Genomic DNA, 18,522 nt, shown 5'->3' on the forward strand with positions numbered 1-18,522 from the left:
TCACGACTTTCTGATAGAATCTTGTGGATAATGCGCACGCGCACCTCCGATTAATTTTGGACGACTAGCCAGCGCCGTTACGTGGGCATGTCCAATCTCTCTCAAAAGAGGGCGAATCGGAACCTGAACATGCTTGACATGCATGCCAATTGCAGTGTCCCCGATATCCAATCCAGCATGAGCCATGATAAATTCAACCTCAACTGGATCTTGCATAAACTTGAAGGCTGCCAACTGACCTGAACCTCCTGCATGAAGAGTAGGAAGGACACTGACCATTTCCAGACCAAACTGCTCTGCCACCTGACGTTCAACGACGAGGGCCCGATTGACATGTTCACAACCTTGAACAGCTAGATGAATTCCTTTTTCTTCTAGGATATCTAGGATGGTTTTCACAATGATTTCGCCAATTTCTTGGCTGGATTCCTTGCCAATCTGACCACCTATCACTTCACTAGAAGAAAGGCCCAAAACAAAGATGGATCCTTGCTTCAAATTGGCCTTTTCCAACACATCTTCTACAATCTGGCTTGTTTCTCTTTGAATGTCTTTTTCCTTCATACTTGATACCTCTTTTGTCACTATCTATCATATCGTTTTTTCTACGTTTTAGCAAGATAGACAACCTAGAAAGCTTGCCCAATTACGCATAAAACTCCCAGAATTGACTGGGAGTTAGCTAGTTTCTATTCTATTTATGTATATTTCAACTGTCGTCCCTTTTGAGGGGACAGAATCAATCTTCATCTGATAATATTCTCCAAAATGAAGTTTGAGCCGCTGATCAACATTTTGAAGGCCAACACCCCCACGTTTGAGTTGACTTTGACTACTATCGCTAGCATCTTGAAAACCAACCCCATCATCCTCAATGCGGATGACCAATCCCGAATCCTGTTTCTGAACAGAAACTCTAATATGTCCCTGGCCTTCCTTTTCCTTAATGCCATGGTACAGGGCATTTTCTACTAGAGGTTGTAGCACTAGCTTGGGCAAGACTAGCTGATCAAAGGCAGGATTTTCATTAATTTCGTATTCCAGCTTATCTCCATAGCGTTGTTTCTGGATAAAGAGATACTGGCGGACATGATTGATTTCGTCAGACAGACAAATCCAGTCCTTACCTTGATTGAGCGCCAAGCGGAAATAGGTTGCCAAAGACTTGGTTACCTGAACCACGCGCTGACTATCCTGAAATTCAGCCATCCAAATGATGGTGTCCAAGGTATTATAAAGGAAATGCGGATTAATCTGGCTCGATAGGGCTTGAAGTTGGTACTGACGGGTCGTTTCTTCCTGCCTGCGAATATCCGCCATCAGCTGATCAATCTGATCCAGCATGGCATTGAACTGACGAGTCACTTCTCTCAGTTCATGGGCACCAGTTTCCTTGGCACGAAGATTCTGATTACCAGAAGCAATTTCCAGCATAGTTTCTCTCAAATCCTTCAAAGGAGCAATCCAGCGTTTAAGACTAAACCACACCAAGCAGAGACAGGCAAGAAGAGATGTGAAACTGGCTCCAAGCAAGGTCCACATGAGTTGACTCCGAACCTGGTCTAACTTCTCCAACGAAGACACGCCAAGCACCGTCCAATCAGTTCCAGCAATCTTTTCTTGACTGACATAGGATTGGTGGTCTGGAGTGTAACCCTGCCCTGTCTTAATATAGGGTTTCATGGCCTCCATTTCGCTAGACGAACTATAAACTGTATGTTGAGGATGATAAACAAATTCATGGTTTTCATTGATGATAAAAGCAAAGCCCTGCTGACCCAACTGGAGTTGGTTGAGATAGGCTTCCAGAGTTTCATAGGAAATATCCAAACGAAGTACACCTAGATTGGCTCCCTTTGCATCAAGAAGTTCTTGAGTGACAGAAATGACCCACTGGCTATCTGATTTACGAGCTGGAGTTAAAACTGGTTTAGCTCCCTGATGAATAGCCTTTTGGTACCAATCCTCAGTCATCATATCTGAGGAAGTTTTCATCTGCACACTATCATCCGTAGAAATGACCTGACCAGATTTGGTTACCAGCACAACAGCTTTCAAGTCCTGGTCTGACTTTAAAATGGTCAAAAACAAATCTCGAATTCCCTTGACCTTTTCTTGACTGGGATTCTCAGCATAGGTTAGGACATCTGCCTGCTGGGTCAAACTAGTCGAGGTGGTTTCTAATTTTTTGATATAAGACTGGATAAAGTGGCTAGTTTGGCTGATAGTCGTCTGGCTATTGCCCTCAATGCTAGCCTCAATGGCTGATGAACTAGATTGATAGTAGAAAGTCCCAACCAGAGCTAGGAGAATGAGAAAGACCAGAAAGATGGAAATAACCATTCTGACTAGGAGAGAAGAACGTTTCATCGACCTTCCCCCTTCTTAAACTGACGAGGGGTCACACCCGCAATCTGCTTAAAGCGTTGTGTAAAATAGTTCATATCTTCAAAACCAACTTTCTCTGCGATCTCATAAATCTTTAAATCCGTTGTCAGAAGCAAAAGCTTGGCTTGTTTGACACGTTCTCTCACCAGATAATCCTGAAAAGGTAGGCCCAACTCTTTCTTAATCAAAGAACTCAGATAAGTCGGACTAAAGCCCAAGTCATTTGCTAAAGACTTTAAACTAAACTGGCTATCAGCCAGATGGGACTGGATTTTCTGAGCCATATTTCCCTCAAACTTATCAGTCAATAGATCTTGTAACTGCTCTTCTTTCTCTTCTTTGTCCAACTTTTGCTTGATTTTCCCCAACATTTCCTCAATATCCTGACGAGAAAAGGGCTTAAGCAGGTAGTCATCTACACCTAGTTTGACAGCAGACAAGGCATAATCAAAATCATCGTATCCTGTCAAAAAAACTAGATGCACCTGAGGGTAGGTTTCTCGGACCAGACTGGCTAACTGGATGCCATTTAGCTGAGGCATGTTGATATCAGTTAAAATGATATCTGGCGCCTGCTTTTGTATAAATTCCCAAGCCTGCCTTCCATTTTCAGCCTGACCGATGATTTCCATATCGTAGGCTGCTACATTGACCAGTTTAGTCAAGCCTTGTCTTACCAGATATTCATCTTCTACGATTAAAATTGTATAGGTCATGCTTCTCTCCTTTGTCACTTACTAGTATCAGTATAGCAAAATTCTCCTCTAACTGCTTAGGAAAGCCCTCTTAATCGACATAATCTAGTAAATAAGCATAGCCTTTTTCTTCCATTTGGTCTTTGGGAATAAAGCGGATAGAAAGACTATTGATACAGTAGCGCAAGCCACCCTTGTCCTGAGGCCCATCTGTAAAGACATGGCCCAGGTGAGAATCTCCAACTCGGCTCCTCACTTCCATGCGTGTCATGTTGTAGGACTTATCTTCCTTGTAAGTAGCAACATCTGGACTGATTGGTTGGGTGAAACTAGGCCATCCGCAACCAGACTCAAACTTGTCCTTTGATGAAAAGAGGGGTTCGCCAGTTGCTACATCCACATATATACCAGATTCAAATTTATCCCAGTAACGGTTTGAAAAAGCCCGTTCTGTTTGATTTTTCTGGGTAACTGCATACTCCTCAGGTGATAAGGTCTTTTTCAATTCCTCATCACTTGGTTTGGGATATTTGCTAGCATCGATGACGGGGTAGGCTGCCTGATTGACATTGATATGACAGTAGCCATTTGGATTTTTCTTGAGATAGTCTTGGTGGTAATCCTCTGCCACGACAAAATTCTTCAAGGTTTCCTTTTCAACTGCTAGAGGTTGGTCGTATTTCTTAGCCACCTCATCAAAGACTTGGTTAATCACCTCTAAATCCTTGTCATCTGTGTAATAAACACCAGTACGGTACTGGGTTCCCACATCATTTCCTTGTTTATTTTTGCTAGTTGGATTAATAATGCGGAAATAATGAAGCAGGATTTCCTTGAGGGAAATTTGCTTAGCATCATAGGTGACATGGACAGTTTCTGCATGCCCTGTTTGGTTGATCAATTCGTACTTAGTTGTTTCCCCTCTACCATTTGCATAACCTGATACGGCATCTGTCACACCGGGAACGCGTGAGAAGTATTCCTCAACTCCCCAGAAACATCCCCCAGCTAGATAAATTTCGTGCAAGTCTGCATCTTTACTAATTTCTGTTTTTTTCACTGTTTTTCCTCCTTGGCTAACTGATGCCTTCTCAATTTGCGAGCTATCTGTCTGCCCTGCATTTCGCATCAATAGAAAATAGAAACCGCTTATGGCTAGGAAAAAGATTCCTGCCAAGACAAACAATTTTACTTTATCATTCATGACCTTTCTCTACCCCATTTCTTTCAATGTTTTTAAAATCATATTCTTATCCATAAAACCAGGTTGCGTTTTGACCAGCTTTCCTTCCTTGTCTATAAAGGCTTGAGTTGGGTAAGAACGGACACCATAACTTTCCAAAAGTTTGCCTGACGGGTCAATTAGAACTGGGAAGTTTTTATAATCCAAACCCTTGTACCAGTTCTTAAAGTCTGCTTCTGCTTGTTCCCCCTTGTGTCCAGGTGACACTACTGTCAAGACAACATAATTATCACCAGCATCCTTAGCAATTTCATCGGTATCTGGAAGACTGGCTAGACAGATGGAACACCAAGAAGCCCAGAATTTGAGATAGACTTTCTTACCCTTATAATCAGATAAACGATAAGTCTTGCCATCTACTCCCGTCAGTTCGAAATCAGCAACCGCCTGACCTTTAGTCGCAGTTTGCGCACTGACTTGTTCTGTTTTTGTTTGCTCCTTCATAGTAGCTTCGTCTGACATATTTTTAGCCGAACAGGCTGCCAAGCAACAGATTGAGCCTACTCCAAGGAGACATGTTTGCCATTTTTTCATTTCTTCTTCCTCTCTATTCAAATAATGTAGTCAAAATGGAAGCATTTCCCAAAAGCACCAAGATTCCCATCACGATAATGAGGAAACCACCCACTTTTTTGAGGGTTCCTAGATAAGGATGAAGTTTTCGGAAATGTTTCAAAACATAGCTGGAGGCTAGAGCTAGAACCAAAAATGGTAGCGCCAAACCCAGCGTGTAAATCAACATGAGACCAGCTCCCTGCCAAGCACCTGAGCCACCTGAAGCCGCCAAGGCCAAAACAGAGCCCAGAACCGGTCCCACACATGGCGTCCAAGCAAAACTAAAGGTCAACCCCAGTAAAAATGCCTGACTATAGCCCTTACCCTTTTGTACCTGTCTCTTTAATTGTATCCTTCTTTCCTTGTAGAGTCCCTGAAAATGTAAGACTTCCATCTGGTGCAAGCCCAAGAGAATGATAACCGCACCCGTCACATACTGAAACCAAGAGGCATACAAAAGGTCTCCTAAAAAACCAGCACCATATCCTAGTAAGATAAAGATAAAAGAAATCCCCGCTATAAAGGCCAGACTTCGCAATAAACTAACAAGTGAGATTGAAATTTTTCCGCTAGAAACCTGAGCACCATCTTTGTCATCTAACAAGACCCCTGCATAGACCGGTAACAAGGGTAAGATACAAGGAGAAAAGAAGGAAAGAATTCCAGCAAGAAAAACACTGATAAAAAGAATACATTGTCCACTGCCTTCCTCCATTCTTTGATTTGATAGGACTATTATATCTCCAAAACTCCAGAAAAAACAGGGACAATGATAGGGTAAAATAGGAATTTAATCAGGTTATGTAAAAAATGTTGCAAAAAAAGCCAGACAAGGTCTGACTTTGATGGAAACTGAAAAGAAAATTCACTAGTCTTCCCTACTTATCTGATAATAAATAAGGTCCGCAAGATAGCCTTTTCTCTCTACACCATTGGTAATAGTCTTTAGATAGGACATTCCAGCCTTCTCCATGACACGACCTGAAGCTGGGTTGAGACTGGCATAACGTGCCTTGACTTCTTGAAAGCTTGCTTGAGTAAAACAGAAGTCCAAGACAGCTTTCAAAGCCTCTGTCATCATACCATGACCCCAGTATTTCTTGCCTAGAACATAGCCAATTTCACAAGAAGAATCGTTCTCATCTATTGCAACGATGCTGATATCTCCTATCACCTGCTCTGGCTTTTCTTTGAGACAAATGGCCCATTTGTAATAGTTAGGATTAGCATAGAAAGCAACCCATTTTCGAATCGAGTTTCGAGTGACCTCGACATCAGGATGAGGATCCCAAGTGACGTAGGTTAGATTCTCAGCAGACGAAGCCCAATTTTGAAACATGGCTTCTGCATCACTTTCCACAAATCTTCGCAAGATTAAACGATCTGTCTGTAATATTTGCGTACCGATTGATTTCATGACGCTACCTCGCTTTCTGATAGATGATTCTCTGCCCAACCTCAATTTAAATTTACTTTGCTTTTGAATTTCAAGGTAATAAGCTAAAAAGGTCCCCCGGACCTTCCTCGCTTACCTGTTTCCATGCTCGGGGTAAAAAGACTAAACTCAGTAACAACTAAAAAACAAGTTTTTCATCTAGTTACTTGACGCAGTCGCTGTCTGGTTTGAAATGCGCTCTAGCAAGCTTTTTCAAACCTAGTCATCGTTGCGGGGGTGAGACGATGAAATCGAACTCTGTGAGTTACCAGACCTTCTCTCACTTTCTTATTTCAAGGTGAGAGACTGAAAACCTCCACTGGAGGTTTTCACTCCCAAAAGTCATCAAATACGGTGATTGGTAGGTGGCGTTTGTGTTGGCCTTTGTGCCACCAGTTTTCGATAGTCGCTTGAGCTTCTGGGCTGATTGTTTTTCCTTCGAGGTAGTCGTCAATTTCATTGTAAGTTACTCCAAGTGCGACTTCGTCTGCAATACCTGGTTTTTCTTCTTCCAAATCTGCTGTTGGAATTTTTTCATAAAGGGCTGGGTCTGCACCAAGTTCCTTCAAGAGTTGTTTTCCTTGACGCTTATTGAGGCGGTAAAGAGGGAGAATATCCGCACCACCGTCACCAAACTTGGTAAAGAAACCTGTGATATTTTCCGCGGCGTGGTCTGTTCCAATGACCGCTCCGCTATGGGAACCAGCAAGGGCATACTGAGCAATCATACGGCAACGAGCCTTGATATTGCCCTTGTTAAAATCTGAAACAGGACTACCTGTCGCATCAACTGCAGCTGTCATGGCATCAGCTGATTCCTTGATATTGACGACTAAACTGACATCTGGTTGGATGAAGGCTAGGGCTTTTTGAGCATCTGCTTCATCAGCTTGCACTCCATATGGCAGGCGAACAGCGATAAATTTGTAGCTGTCGTCTCCCGTTTCTGATCGCAGCTCTTCCATGGCCAGTTGAGCCAATCGTCCTGCTAAAGTTGAATCTTGTCCTCCAGAAATCCCTAGTACAAAGGTTTTTAGGAAGGGATGTTTTTTCAGGTATCTTTTTAAGAAATCAATGGAACGACGGATTTCTTCCTGGGCATCAATCACTGGTTTCACGCCCAGTTCTTGGATAATCGTTTCTTGCAAACTCATTCTTCTTCTCCTTCACCAAGGGCTTCCTTGCGCATCTTATCAATCAAGTCCATCTTATCTTGCCATACATCACGCGCCAAATCCACTGGATAATGCTGAGGATTGAGCACGCGCTTGTACTCATCCCAAAGCTTGTCAAATTCCTTGCGAGCATAGGCCTGAATCTCAGTCAAACTAGGCAAATCGTAAACTAATTTCCCTGCTTTGAAGATGTCCACCAAGAGAGGAACAGCATCAAAGTTTCGAACGGTCTTCTTGATGTAAGTATAGGTCGGATGGAACATTTTGATTTCAGTCATGCTGGCAACATCCACACCGTCATAGGTAATGTAGTCACCTTCTGACTTACCTTTTTCACGACTGGTAATGCGCCATACTTGCTTCTTACCTGGTGTCGATACTTTTTCAGCATTGCTTGAAAGCTTGATGGTGTTACGCATCTTGCCATTTTCATCTTCGATGGCCACAATCTTATAAACTGCGCCAAGAGCAGGCTGGTCATAGGCTGTAATCAGCTTGGTACCCACACCCCAGACATCAATCTTGGCCTTTTGCATCTTGAGGTTGAGGATGGTATTTTCATCTAGGTCATTTGAAGCATAAATCTTAGCCTCTGTAAATCCAGCCTCGTCCAGTTGCTGACGAACTTTCTTGGAAATGTAAGCAATATCCCCAGAGTCAATCCGCACACCCATAAAATTAATCTGGTCACCCAGCTCACGTGCCACCTGAATGGCAGCTGGTACCCCAATGCGAAGGGTGTCATAGGTATCCACAAGAAAAACGCAATTTTTGTGGGTCGCAGCGTAAGCCCTGAAAGCCTCATAGTCATTGCCATAAACCTGTACCAAGGCGTGGGCATGGGTCCCCAAGACAGGAATGTCAAAGAGTTTACCAGCACGCACGTTGCTAGTTCCATTGGCACCACCAATCACCGCTGCGCGTGTTCCCCAGATAGCCGCATCCATTTCTTGAGCCCGACGTGTCCCAAACTCCATCAAGGGTTCATCTTCTATAACCGAACGAATACGAGCTGCCTTTGTCGCCACCAAGGTCTGGTAGTTAACGATATTCAAAAGGGCCGTTTCTACCAATTGACATTGGGCTAGAGGACCTTCCACCTGCACAATCGGTTCATTAGCAAAGACCAAGTCCCCTTCTTGGGCAGAACGAACGGTCAACTCCAACTTGAAATTGCGAAGGTAGTCCAAGAAATCCCCATGATAGCCTAGTGATTCCAAATAGGCAATATCACTATCTGAAAAACGCAAGTCTTCAAGATAACTCACAATTCTTTCCAAACCTGCAAAAACCGCATATCCATTCTTAAAAGGCTGTTGGCGGAAATACACCTCAAAGACCGCCTTTTTATTGTGAATCCCTTGGTCAAAGTAAACCTGCATCATGTTTATCTGGTACAAGTCCGTGTGCAATGTCAAACTATCATCTGGATACATACTTTTCCTACTTCCTTAGCTAGAAACACATGAAAATTTTCAAGAACTTTCATGTATTCCAATAAATTAGTACTATTATATCACATTTTAGCCTGATTGAGAAAAGAGTAACAAGCTATTCACCACTCTCTAGTTCATCCATATCTTGTTCAAACTTTTTCTGAGCCCATTCGCCATAGCTCTTAAGACCAAGATTGCCAATAAAGACCCAGGGAAGGTAAATGACATAAGTAATTGCCCAAGCAGATAGGTATTTAACGTTCAAAGGATTGTGCTGATAAATTTCTATGTTGAATTGATAATTCTGTAACATCAAAAGAGTCGTAATAGCCAAGGTTAGGAAAAAACAACCCAAAATCGTAAAATGAAAACGACTATAGTAGGTCACTCCCAGATAACGGGCACGATTGAAAAAAAAGAAAATTCCTAATATCAGAGTATACACTAGAAAATTCGGATTAAAAAGAGATGGAGCCAACACTGCCACCAAATAGCTTAGAAGTACAAGCCCAATAAAGAGTGAAAAAGACTCTGCCCCAGCTTTATTGATTAGTTGTTCTTCTCTTTCGTCAAGTAATTGATAATGAATGAATTTAGTTACCATCTTCTTCCTCCCAAAATAATTGGTCTAGGGTTTTCCCTAAACATCTGCAAATGGACTGGCAGAGTGAGAGACTGGGATTGTATTTCCCCGCCTCTATCAAACCAATAGTCTGGCGCGTCACCCCAACAGCCTCTGCCAGTTGACCTTGTGTTAAATCAAGCTCCACACGAGCTAATTTTAATTTTAAATTTTTAGCCACCTGCGTCCTCCTTATAGTTTTAAAAAGTTGCGCCTCTTTTTAACAACATTATATCATATATCTAACTTAATGCAATATATAAATGTCATTTTGTAATATTTTCTTAACAAAAAAAACTCTCTACCATAAAAAATAGAGATTGTTACGTTTAAATATAGGATTTCAAAATTTCGACGACATCACTTCTTTTCTTAACCTGATAGACCTTGATTCCCAACTTCTCAGCTACGATTGCATTATCCTCAATATCGTCTAGAAAGACACAATTTGTAGTATTTAAGGGGTATTTTATCGAGACTTATGTCAAACTCCCCTCTTTGCCTTATGCTTTCATATTCACCTTACAAATCCTTTTGGTAATAAAATCTTTGTCCGGTGTAGGGATAGTCTTGCAAGGTAAAAACTTCCTTGTAGCCATGCTTCTGATAAAAGTCTGGTGCCTGGAACTGGTAGGTATTGACAAAAGCAAAACGACACTTTCGATTCTTAGCTTCAGTTTCTGCTTGCTGCAATAGTCTTGAACCGATTCCTTGCCCTCTCAGTTCCTCTTTTACAAATAAATACTCGATTTCTAGCCAATTTCCAAAAGTCTCTGCTATCAAACCTGCCAGGAGATTGCCCTTTTCATCTTCGACATAAAGATTAAGTGGCTCACTTTCAGCTACTTCTCTTTTTGAACGATTATAAGCACGAATCAAATTCCCTATTTCTTGTACCTTCTGGGATTCCTTATTTTCCAATCTAAAGTACATCTAAACCTCCTCGAAAACTGATACAGCTTGATTATAGTCTTATTTCAATAGACTGTCAAACCAAAGGAAAATTGAGCATCTCAGCTTGCATAAACATCAAATGAACAAACAAGCATCCCCTCTTGGAGATGCTTGTTGCTTCGTTGTGAATGCTGTTTTATCAAATCAATAAAATACTATCACTGCTTATATTCTTTAAAATTAGAACCAGAAAAATATGATTTCAATTCTTCTAAATCTGTCGTAGTTTTAAACTGCCCTTTTTCTAGTTTATCCATATCTACACTGCCATCTTTTTTGACTCCTGCTGCATAACTATAATCTTTATAACGAGTATCTTTAGATCCATCAGATTTGGTCTCAGTGACCTTATAGAGAATGCTTAAAGAAATAACATTTTCATAAGCACTGTCACTTGATGAAAATACTCCTAAGAAGGTTACTTGAGGTTCTAGTGCATAAGAAGATGAAGAGCTATTCTTGTTTTCAGACTTACTGTAGTCATCAATTTTCTTAAGAATATCCTTTAATTCCTTAATTTCACTGACTTCTTTCAGGCCAGAAACTGGAACTTCAAAACTCTTTTCTGCAGGCACTTTTCCTTCTTTTTTCAATTTATTCAAATAGTAGTCACGAACTACAAGTTTGATGTTATCACCATTTTTCAAATCTTTTGGATTAGAAGCACCATCAATAGTGAAAATATCTTCCTCATCTTTTGTTTCAGGAATAGAAACTCGACCATAGCCATTGAAACCTTCAAAACTTACAGGAGTTAGTTTCAAGAGGTCTTCTTTTGAAACTTTTTCATATTCCTTCAGTGTTTCAATCTTAAATGTTTTCTTTTCAGCTTTAACAGGAGAATTTTGCGAAGTAGTTGTGACTGTAAAGGTCACTTCATCCCCATTTTTTAACTCACTTTTCTTATCAAATTCATAACGAACACTGCTAATCATAGCCTTAGCTAGCGCAGCTTTTGAGGCTAATTGCGGATTGGTTGCCAAAGCCGATAGGGCTACCGGATCATTCTGAGCAAGGGCCTGAGCTTGTTCCTTATTAAATCCAGCCTTTTTGTAGGATAGTTCCTTAACCATAGCCGCAATCACTTCTTCATTATAAGTCAAAGTCCCTGACTCTGAATATCCTGAAAATTCAACTCTGACTTCTTTTGCTAAACTTTTAGGTTGTCCTTGATAAAAGTTATAGCCTACAAAAGCGATAATAGCAAGTCCAACAGCAATCAACACACCAAGAGTTTCCTTACGTCGTGTCTCAATGATTTGTTTTACTTTATCCACAAATCCTATCTGACTTGAGACAGGAGCTACAGGATTACTATTCCCACTTTCCTGCTTAATGCTTGTCTCTTGGTCCGAAACTTCTGTATCATTTGAAGTCTCGTTCTGTACCTTATTTTCCAACTCTTCCACTTAAGATCTCCTTTATATTTTAGAATACTAGAAAGAAATTATTTGATCCATTTACCTGATCCATCTACACGGTAACCATCTGGTGTACGTTCGCTAACAGCCATTTTACCATTTGATTTAAGGTAATAATCTCCTACCCATTTGTTTCGAGCGTAGCTACCTTCTGATGTCAAATAGTAATAAGCTTTGTAAGCATTGTCATAAATCCACTCACTCTTAGCCATCTTACCATTTGATTTGAGGTAATAACTTCCTGACCAAGCGTTACGCGCATAACTTCCTTCTGATGTCAAGTAATAGTAAGAACCGTAGTTGCCATCATAAATCCATTCACTCTTAGCCATGTAACCACCTGACTTAAGATAGTAGTTCCCTACCCAAGCATTTTCCACGTACTCACCAGCAGCATTCAAATAGAAATAAGACTTATACTGTGAATCATAGATCCATTTGCTGATAATTTTTTGGCCATTTTGGTAGTAAGAACGACCTACCCAACCATTCTTTTCACTTGGTTGTTCTGGAGTTTTTGGCACAGGTGTTGGTGTTGGCTTTAAGTTAACTTTTTCGTATTTAACAAATTCTCCATCTTTAATGGTCAATTTAATAGCTCCAACTAAAGTAAAGTAACCTGACTCATGAGAAAGTGTCCAATCCTTAAACGAAACTAGATAGGTTCCATCTGGATAGGGGTTCCCATTTCGCAAAGATAAATTAAATTTTGCTCTACCAACATTTTTCTTAGCTTCCCCATTTGTAACTGGATCAATCCTTAAAGTACCGTTTGAAATTAGTACTCGTCCTGTATCTGCTTCTAAAACTTCAAAAGACTTTAACAAGCTACTTGAAACAGAGACATCTGGACGATCTCCAACTACTTCCAAGTAAAAGTTTCCATCTAGTCCCTTTTGGGCAGTTACATCCGCATAGACCTTACGGTATTCTGCTGCTTCTACAGTGTTAGTTGGGAGAACACTTGTTGTGATAACTCCTGCTGTTACGAGGCTCAACCCCATCACTGATCCTGTCAATACGTGTTTTAGTTTCATCTTTTATTTCTCCTTTTTTATTCACTAACCTTATAATAAAATTCGTTTGGATCGGATAATGCACCTGCATATTGGGCAATCAACAACCGATCCTTGCTACTGTCAGATGCATCTGTATAAGTTGCATCGCCTGCATTAAAGTCTGGATGCACAACTCCTTGCGGAATGAGAGTAACAGATGCACCTCCAGGTCCTGAACTTGACCCCATGCCAAATTTAGCCATATTATTTACAATCTGCGGTTCCGCCGGAGTCAAGACTGCACCATTTGTAAAGCCATTCTCGTCAAAAGTGACTTCGCCACCCTTGTTATTCTTCCAAGTACCTTTGATACTGCTAAAGTTTTTCTGATGAATCTCAGCCAGATGAGCACCAGGTCCCTTGGCCTGCTCCTCTAGGTCAATAAAGGGACGACTAGCTGAAGCATCATCAAAAATCAACCAGTTCAAGCCTTCCAAATCAAGCTTTTTAACCCCATCTAGCCCTTGTAAACTTGAAGGATCATCTGTTTCTCTTAAATCATAGTTGACTGAGCTGGCTTCCTGGTAACGACCATCTGCAAAGAGATAGGTTTTAGCAATGGCCTCTGGTCTAGAAGCACTAAAAATCAAGTAAGAGATAGCGCCATTTTCATAAGGAATCAAGATTTGACGTGAACCACCTTTACCAGCAACCCCACCAGCCTTGACTAGCTGGGCTCCCTGATCTGTCAGATAATAGATTCCAAGCAAGACCTTATCTTGCTTTATCAGCAATTCTTTCTTTCCATCCTTATTGATATCGTAGAAAGTATAGCTGATGTCTTTCCCTTGGTAATCAAACAAAATAGAATCGATATAAGACTCTTCTTTGTCACCTGTCGAATTCTGTGGCATTTGTTGTTTTTGTGCTGTCTTAACTCGCTCTCTATAGGAGTCTAAGATATTCTGATAGACGATTTGGTAATCAATCTTGGCTTGTTCAGCTTTTTTGGCGTCTGAAGCACTGGTTTGGACTGTAGTGTCAGCCGACTGACCTTCGCTTGTCTGGCTAGCTTGCTGCCCACAGGCTGCTAATAAAAGCACTGAGCTAGCCACTAACAAGCCACTTAAGATACTTTTCTTGGACATAATACCTCCTTTTATTTCTTTTTAAAAGATTTACCAGCTAGTATACCAGAAGGATCTGAAGTAATAGTCAACTCTCCACCTTTAATCTCATAACCTAGTTTCAGTGAAGACAATTCAAGAGTCTTTTCTTTCTGATTGACCTTCATCTCGTCTGTCTGCTCCGTTGGCTTGCCTTCTGTCAGGATACCAATCGTTTTTCCTTTGGTATGAACTTGTCCCTTATCACCCTTGATTTGGATGATCACAGTTGCTTCTTCCATAAATGGCATGCTACCTTGATAGACATAAGTCCCATCTGCTGATGAGCAGGCTGCGAGAAGCAATAAGCTCGTTACTAACGATAATACAAATGCAAATTTCTTTTTCAATTTTTATCCCTCTTTTTTCTTTAAAATAATTCCTAATCCTGCCAAGAAGCCATATCCTAATAAAGCAAGGAGGCTGACTTGACTGCCAGTATTTGGCAATGCTTTTTGTCCAGCTTCTTCTTGGGCTGGAGATAGAACTGCAGGCGCTTGGTAGCTTGGTGTTGGCCCAACAGGTTTCATATTCTGGTCACCAGCTTGACCTGGTTTGTCGGCATTCGGTTGGTCACTTGGTCTGTCACCTTTAGGCTCTTGAACTGGTTCTTCGCCTTTCGGTTGTTCAGCCTTTGGTTCTTCTGTCTTTGGTCGTTCAACTTTGGGCTGCTCTCCCTTAGGTTCTTCTGTCTTAGGCTGTTCTACTCTTGGCTGTTCAACTTTTGGTTGTTCAACTTTTGGCTGTTCTAGTTTAGGTTGTTCAACACTTGGTTGTTCAACTTTTGGCAACTTATCAATTGGAAATTCTGGTAGTTCTGGTTGAATAGCGCCTGGGCCGTTTACGCCACCTTTGAATTCTGGTTTCTCTGGAATGATAGCGTCGTCGATTGTCTTATGTAGGAGCAATTTTTGATACTCACGTTCCGCTTCATCCTTGATTTTACGAGCTTTTTCTGCCTCGTCTTCTTTTTGCTTCACGTCACGTTTCAAATCATCTACGTGCTTGCAGAGTTCATCCAACTCTTTTGACTTAGCTTTCAATTCTGCTTCCAGTTTAGCTTTTTCTTGACTCAAATGAAGTGTTTCTGCCAACTTGTCTTTTGCTTTTTGCAGTGCGTCTTCCGCGTCTTTCAATTCTTTGTCTGCTTTCAAACGCTCAATCTTGGCATCTTCCAAGTCTTTGTCTTTTTGCTGACTTTCCGCCAATTTCTTAGCCAATTCTTTGTCGGCTTCGTCTTTTGCCTTGCGAGCTTTTTCTAGACGCAATGATTTGGCATTATCGTCCAGTGTCACACGTTCTAGCTTACGTTGAGCGTCTTCTGCTTTTTCTTGGGCTTTTTCAAGCTCTTTTACAGCTTCCGCACGTTTTGCTTCTTTAGCAGGTGTTTCAGACACTTCTTTTTCAAGTTCGGCAATGCGTTTCTCAATTTCTTGAAGCTCTGTTTTCACTTGTTCCAAGTTATCTTCAGCCGTCTTCTTATCTCCTTTAGCTTTTTCCAATTCCGCTTCTACTTCTTGTTTGCTTTGTAGAGTCGGGGTTGGAAGATTGACTTTAGAGTTTGGTCCGTAGAGTTCGTCGTATTTAGATTTTTGGATATCGGTATCATCGTTATCGATGTATTTTTCACCTTTCACTTTTAAAACATGAATACGGAATACATATGTGAAATCAGGGTCACCAAGGTCAGTTAAAAGCTGTCCACCTTTGATGATTGATGTGTTCAAGCCTAAAGTATCGGCATGTAGAAGACTATAAAAGTGACCATATCCACCAGTCAAGTATCCTTCTGCAAAGAATGATAAGAATGTTTCTGTCATACGAGCAATGAGTTCTTGTCTAGTCATTTTATCTGAACCCATTGGAATATTCATGAGGTCTTCATAATATTGACTATGAGTATCAACACCTGGATTATCAGATGCAATCAAGCCTCTTTTTCGTGCAACGTCGTTAATCCCACGTCCAAAATGGCTAAGGTCTTGGTAGTCATTGTCTTTATAGACTTTAGCAACTTCTTTGGCAAAATCTTTATTATTTGTGTTTAGTTTTGCTTCTGGTAAGTCTAATTGTTTACGAAGATTGTTTAAAAGAGTAACAAAATGGTTGTTTAAGTCATTAACGATATCTTGAGGAAGGTTATTTGGGTCATATTTGACATCATTTTCTCCGTCTTTGATTCCATTTTCGCTAATGCTACCGATTTTTTCCATCCATTTTTCATTTGTTTCACGGTCTAGTTCAGTCAACTCTTCTTCTAGTCGGCGAATATCTTTACGATATTGTTCCAACCAAACTGTATAGCGAGCGTTCCATTCTTCATCCGCTTTGTCGATTTGGTCTGCATCCATACCGTCCATATTTGGATATGGTTCTGGGTATTTATCCATACGACGTTTGATAAGCTCTTTAGCTTTAGCAAGCCATTCTGGAGTTACGGTTACATCTGTCGGATATTGTGCTGTTTTCAGTTTTTCTTCAGCATCTTTAACGGCTTTTTCCGCGTCTTTGACAGCGCCTTCTTTTGCTGTTTTATCTGCTTCTTTGTCGGCTTTGTTTTGGCGTTCTTGAACTTTCTTAGCTTCACGCGTTTTGTCGTCTTCTTTTGCTTTTTCTAGCTCTGTTTCCGCATCACGTTTAGCTTTGTCTTTTACAAGAACATCTTTATCCGCGTCATCTTTTTCTTTTTGAGCCTTGTCTTTCGCTGCTGGGTCATAGTCGTCTGTTGCGTCTTTTACCTCTTTGTCAGCTTTTTCGACACCTGTACGAGCCTTGTCAAGCTCATCTTTAGCGAGTTTGGCTTCGTCAGACTTTTTAGTCACTTGGTCAGCCTTATCTTTGGCTTCGGCTTCTTTGTCTGTTTTAGCCTTTTCTTTAGCGTCTACATCTTCTGTTTCCTTTTGGATTTTCTCAGGTGTAGCATCTTTGGCCTTTTCAAGGGCTTTTTCAAGAACTTCTTTTGCAGTTTTCTTAGCGTCTTTGTCTTTTTGCGCTTTATTAAGCGTATCTTTGGCTTGTTCAGCGTCTTTTGCTTTTTGGTCCGCGTCTTTAGCTGAATCCACAGCACGTTTTTCAGCGTCAGACAGGTCTTTGTCTGTGACCTTGTCGTTGACCGTAGCCGTTACTGTGTTTTCAGTTGGGGCTTCTGTGGCAAAGGCTGTTTGAGTAGTTGCAGCGACTCCCAAACCAGCAACTGTAGCAGTTGTTATAACCAGGGACTTTTTCATCCTTATCTCCTTTACTTTTAATTGACTTGATTATACAGTAAATAATCCCCTTTTTGGATATTTCTACCCAAAACAGTAGAATATTATACTTCCCCCCGACTTTTCCAAAAAAATCTACTAAAAACAGTAGATTTTTTCAAAATTATAGAAAATTAAGTTATAATAAAATAAATCAAGACTAAGGAGATAATCATGGAACCGAAACACTATGGAGAAATCATTCAAAAAATCCGTCAAGATCGTAATATGACTCTTAAAGAGGCTGCTGGAGATGCTATTACTCCCAATAACCTCAGTCGCTTTGAAAAAGGGTTAGCCACTATCAAAGTCGATACTTTTTTTGATCTTTTGAACAGATTTAACTTAGATGGAGAAGACTATGCAGAAGTGTTACATATTCAAGATGATGGAACTCAAAGATCAAAACAAATTCTAAATGCATTATATCAAAATGATAGAATGAAAGCTAGGCAAATACTAGGAAAGAAAAGTGACTGGGGAAATATCATAGAGTATTACATACTAAAATTAGGCATTTTAAATCAAGCAAAAGGACATACAATAGATAAATTTACTCCTGATGAAGAAGAAGCTGTTAATTACTTGATCAACTATATATTTAATATTGATACTCTTTATCTTCGTGATTTTACTATTATTGAAATTCTTTTAATGTTTAAGATTCAATTTTTTGAGTTAAAATTCCTTGAATACATCGAAAAGCTAATTATGAAAGGATTGGAAGATTTCAAGTATATAACTGATCAGTTTTATCGCAGATATACTACAACTGGAACGCTTTTAGTTAGAGCATATTCTCGCTATGGATACTACGATAAAGCAGAAAATCTCATCTATAAGTTGAAGATCATAATGTCTAAAGAATTCCATAATGCATATTCAGTATATAACCTATTTAATTTAAACATATATGAAGTTCACAATCTACTTCGACAAAATAACCCTAAGGGCATTGAACGAGCTAATATTCTTCTTCATTACATGGATGCCCAAAACAACCTCTTCCCACTAGCAAAGATATTTGAAGCAAAGAACATATTCGTCCAAGACGTTCAAAGACTGAATAAAACTGGCATTCCATTCCCTCCAGAAGATGAGGAATAACTAACAACATCAGTCTAGAGCAAGATGTTTTATAACTTCAAAGCACCAAAGTCACTTTAGACTCTGGTGTTTTTTGACTTGA

General features: G+C 40.4%; 18 protein-coding genes. 1 reads left to right on the forward strand and 17 read right to left on the reverse strand.

All coding sequences use genetic code 11. The annotated features are described in order from the left end of the window. From M1G12_RS02280 to M1G12_RS02360, 17 genes are all read right to left on the reverse strand, one after another. Positions 1–564: a TIGR01440 family protein gene (locus M1G12_RS02280; RefSeq protein ID WP_247949340.1), complete on the reverse strand. Its 564-nt coding sequence runs from the start codon at positions 562–564 to the stop codon at positions 1–3. Between the two features lie 114 nt (positions 565–678). After that, positions 679–2,370 (reverse strand): cache domain-containing sensor histidine kinase, encoded by a 1,692-nt coding sequence (locus M1G12_RS02285; RefSeq protein ID WP_247949341.1) that lies wholly within the window; start codon positions 2,368–2,370, stop codon positions 679–681. After that, complete coding sequence (locus M1G12_RS02290) at positions 2,367–3,104, reverse strand: response regulator transcription factor (RefSeq protein ID WP_203180044.1); 738 nt, start codon at positions 3,102–3,104, stop codon at positions 2,367–2,369. Before M1G12_RS02290 ends, M1G12_RS02285 begins: the two co-directional genes overlap by 4 nt. Before the next feature lie 70 nt (positions 3,105–3,174). Next, positions 3,175–4,287: a peptide-methionine (R)-S-oxide reductase MsrB gene (msrB, locus tag M1G12_RS02295; protein ID WP_223329984.1), complete on the reverse strand. Its 1,113-nt coding sequence runs from the start codon at positions 4,285–4,287 to the stop codon at positions 3,175–3,177. Between the two features lie 9 nt (positions 4,288–4,296). After that, positions 4,297–4,860 carry a redoxin family protein gene (locus M1G12_RS02300; protein ID WP_247949342.1) on the reverse strand — a complete coding sequence of 188 codons (564 nt, stop codon included), beginning with the start codon at positions 4,858–4,860 and terminating at the stop codon, positions 4,297–4,299. 13 nt (positions 4,861–4,873) lie between these two features. Then, positions 4,874–5,596: a cytochrome c biogenesis CcdA family protein gene (gene ccdA2, locus M1G12_RS02305; RefSeq protein ID WP_247949343.1), complete on the reverse strand. Its 723-nt coding sequence runs from the start codon at positions 5,594–5,596 to the stop codon at positions 4,874–4,876. Positions 5,597–5,749: 153 nt separating this feature from the next. After that, positions 5,750–6,298, reverse strand: coding sequence for a GNAT family N-acetyltransferase (locus M1G12_RS02310; protein ID WP_247942261.1), 549 nt, complete (start codon positions 6,296–6,298; stop codon positions 5,750–5,752). Between the two features lie 347 nt (positions 6,299–6,645). Beyond that, positions 6,646–7,470 carry an ammonia-dependent NAD(+) synthetase gene (gene nadE, locus M1G12_RS02315; protein WP_247949344.1) on the reverse strand — a complete coding sequence of 275 codons (825 nt, stop codon included), beginning with the start codon at positions 7,468–7,470 and terminating at the stop codon, positions 6,646–6,648. Continuing rightward, on the reverse strand, positions 7,467–8,927 hold the full coding sequence (locus M1G12_RS02320; RefSeq protein WP_247949345.1) for a nicotinate phosphoribosyltransferase: 1,461 nt from the start codon (positions 8,925–8,927) through the stop codon (positions 7,467–7,469). The genes nadE and M1G12_RS02320 overlap by 4 nt, the downstream gene beginning before the upstream one ends. Before the next feature lie 115 nt (positions 8,928–9,042). Next, positions 9,043–9,531 (reverse strand): DUF6773 family protein, encoded by a 489-nt coding sequence (locus tag M1G12_RS02325; protein ID WP_247949346.1) that lies wholly within the window; start codon positions 9,529–9,531, stop codon positions 9,043–9,045. Next, entirely contained in the window at positions 9,521–9,730 is a 210-nt protein-coding gene (locus M1G12_RS02330) for a helix-turn-helix transcriptional regulator (protein WP_173875948.1), read from the reverse strand. Before M1G12_RS02330 ends, M1G12_RS02325 begins: the two co-directional genes overlap by 11 nt. Before the next feature lie 341 nt (positions 9,731–10,071). After that, on the reverse strand, positions 10,072–10,482 hold the full coding sequence (locus tag M1G12_RS02335) for a GNAT family N-acetyltransferase (RefSeq protein ID WP_247949347.1): 411 nt from the start codon (positions 10,480–10,482) through the stop codon (positions 10,072–10,074). 179 nt (positions 10,483–10,661) lie between these two features. After that, a complete protein-coding gene (locus tag M1G12_RS02340; protein ID WP_247949348.1) occupies positions 10,662–11,912 on the reverse strand; it encodes a hypothetical protein in 1,251 nt (416 codons plus the stop codon). 38 nt (positions 11,913–11,950) lie between these two features. After that, positions 11,951–12,961: a PspC-like choline-binding domain-containing protein gene (locus M1G12_RS02345; protein WP_247949349.1), complete on the reverse strand. Its 1,011-nt coding sequence runs from the start codon at positions 12,959–12,961 to the stop codon at positions 11,951–11,953. A gap of 17 nt (positions 12,962–12,978) precedes the next feature. Next, positions 12,979–14,070, reverse strand: coding sequence for a DUF6287 domain-containing protein (locus M1G12_RS02350; protein WP_247949350.1), 1,092 nt, complete (start codon positions 14,068–14,070; stop codon positions 12,979–12,981). Between the two features lie 11 nt (positions 14,071–14,081). Continuing rightward, a complete protein-coding gene (locus tag M1G12_RS02355; RefSeq protein ID WP_247949351.1) occupies positions 14,082–14,438 on the reverse strand; it encodes a hypothetical protein in 357 nt (118 codons plus the stop codon). A gap of 3 nt (positions 14,439–14,441) precedes the next feature. Beyond that, positions 14,442–17,315 carry an SEC10/PgrA surface exclusion domain-containing protein gene (locus M1G12_RS02360; RefSeq protein ID WP_247949352.1) on the reverse strand — a complete coding sequence of 958 codons (2,874 nt, stop codon included), beginning with the start codon at positions 17,313–17,315 and terminating at the stop codon, positions 14,442–14,444. A 192-nt stretch (positions 17,316–17,507) separates the two neighbouring features. Here M1G12_RS02360 and M1G12_RS02365 point away from each other — a divergent pair, with 192 nt between their 5' ends. Then, on the forward strand, positions 17,508–18,440 hold the full coding sequence (locus tag M1G12_RS02365) for a helix-turn-helix domain-containing protein (protein ID WP_024057423.1): 933 nt from the start codon (positions 17,508–17,510) through the stop codon (positions 18,438–18,440). The last annotated feature ends 82 nt before the right edge of the window (positions 18,441–18,522 follow it).

Origin of the sequence: Streptococcus mitis, from assembly GCF_023110375.1 — a bacterium.
GTDB classification, from domain to species: domain Bacteria; phylum Bacillota; class Bacilli; order Lactobacillales; family Streptococcaceae; genus Streptococcus; species Streptococcus mitis_CI.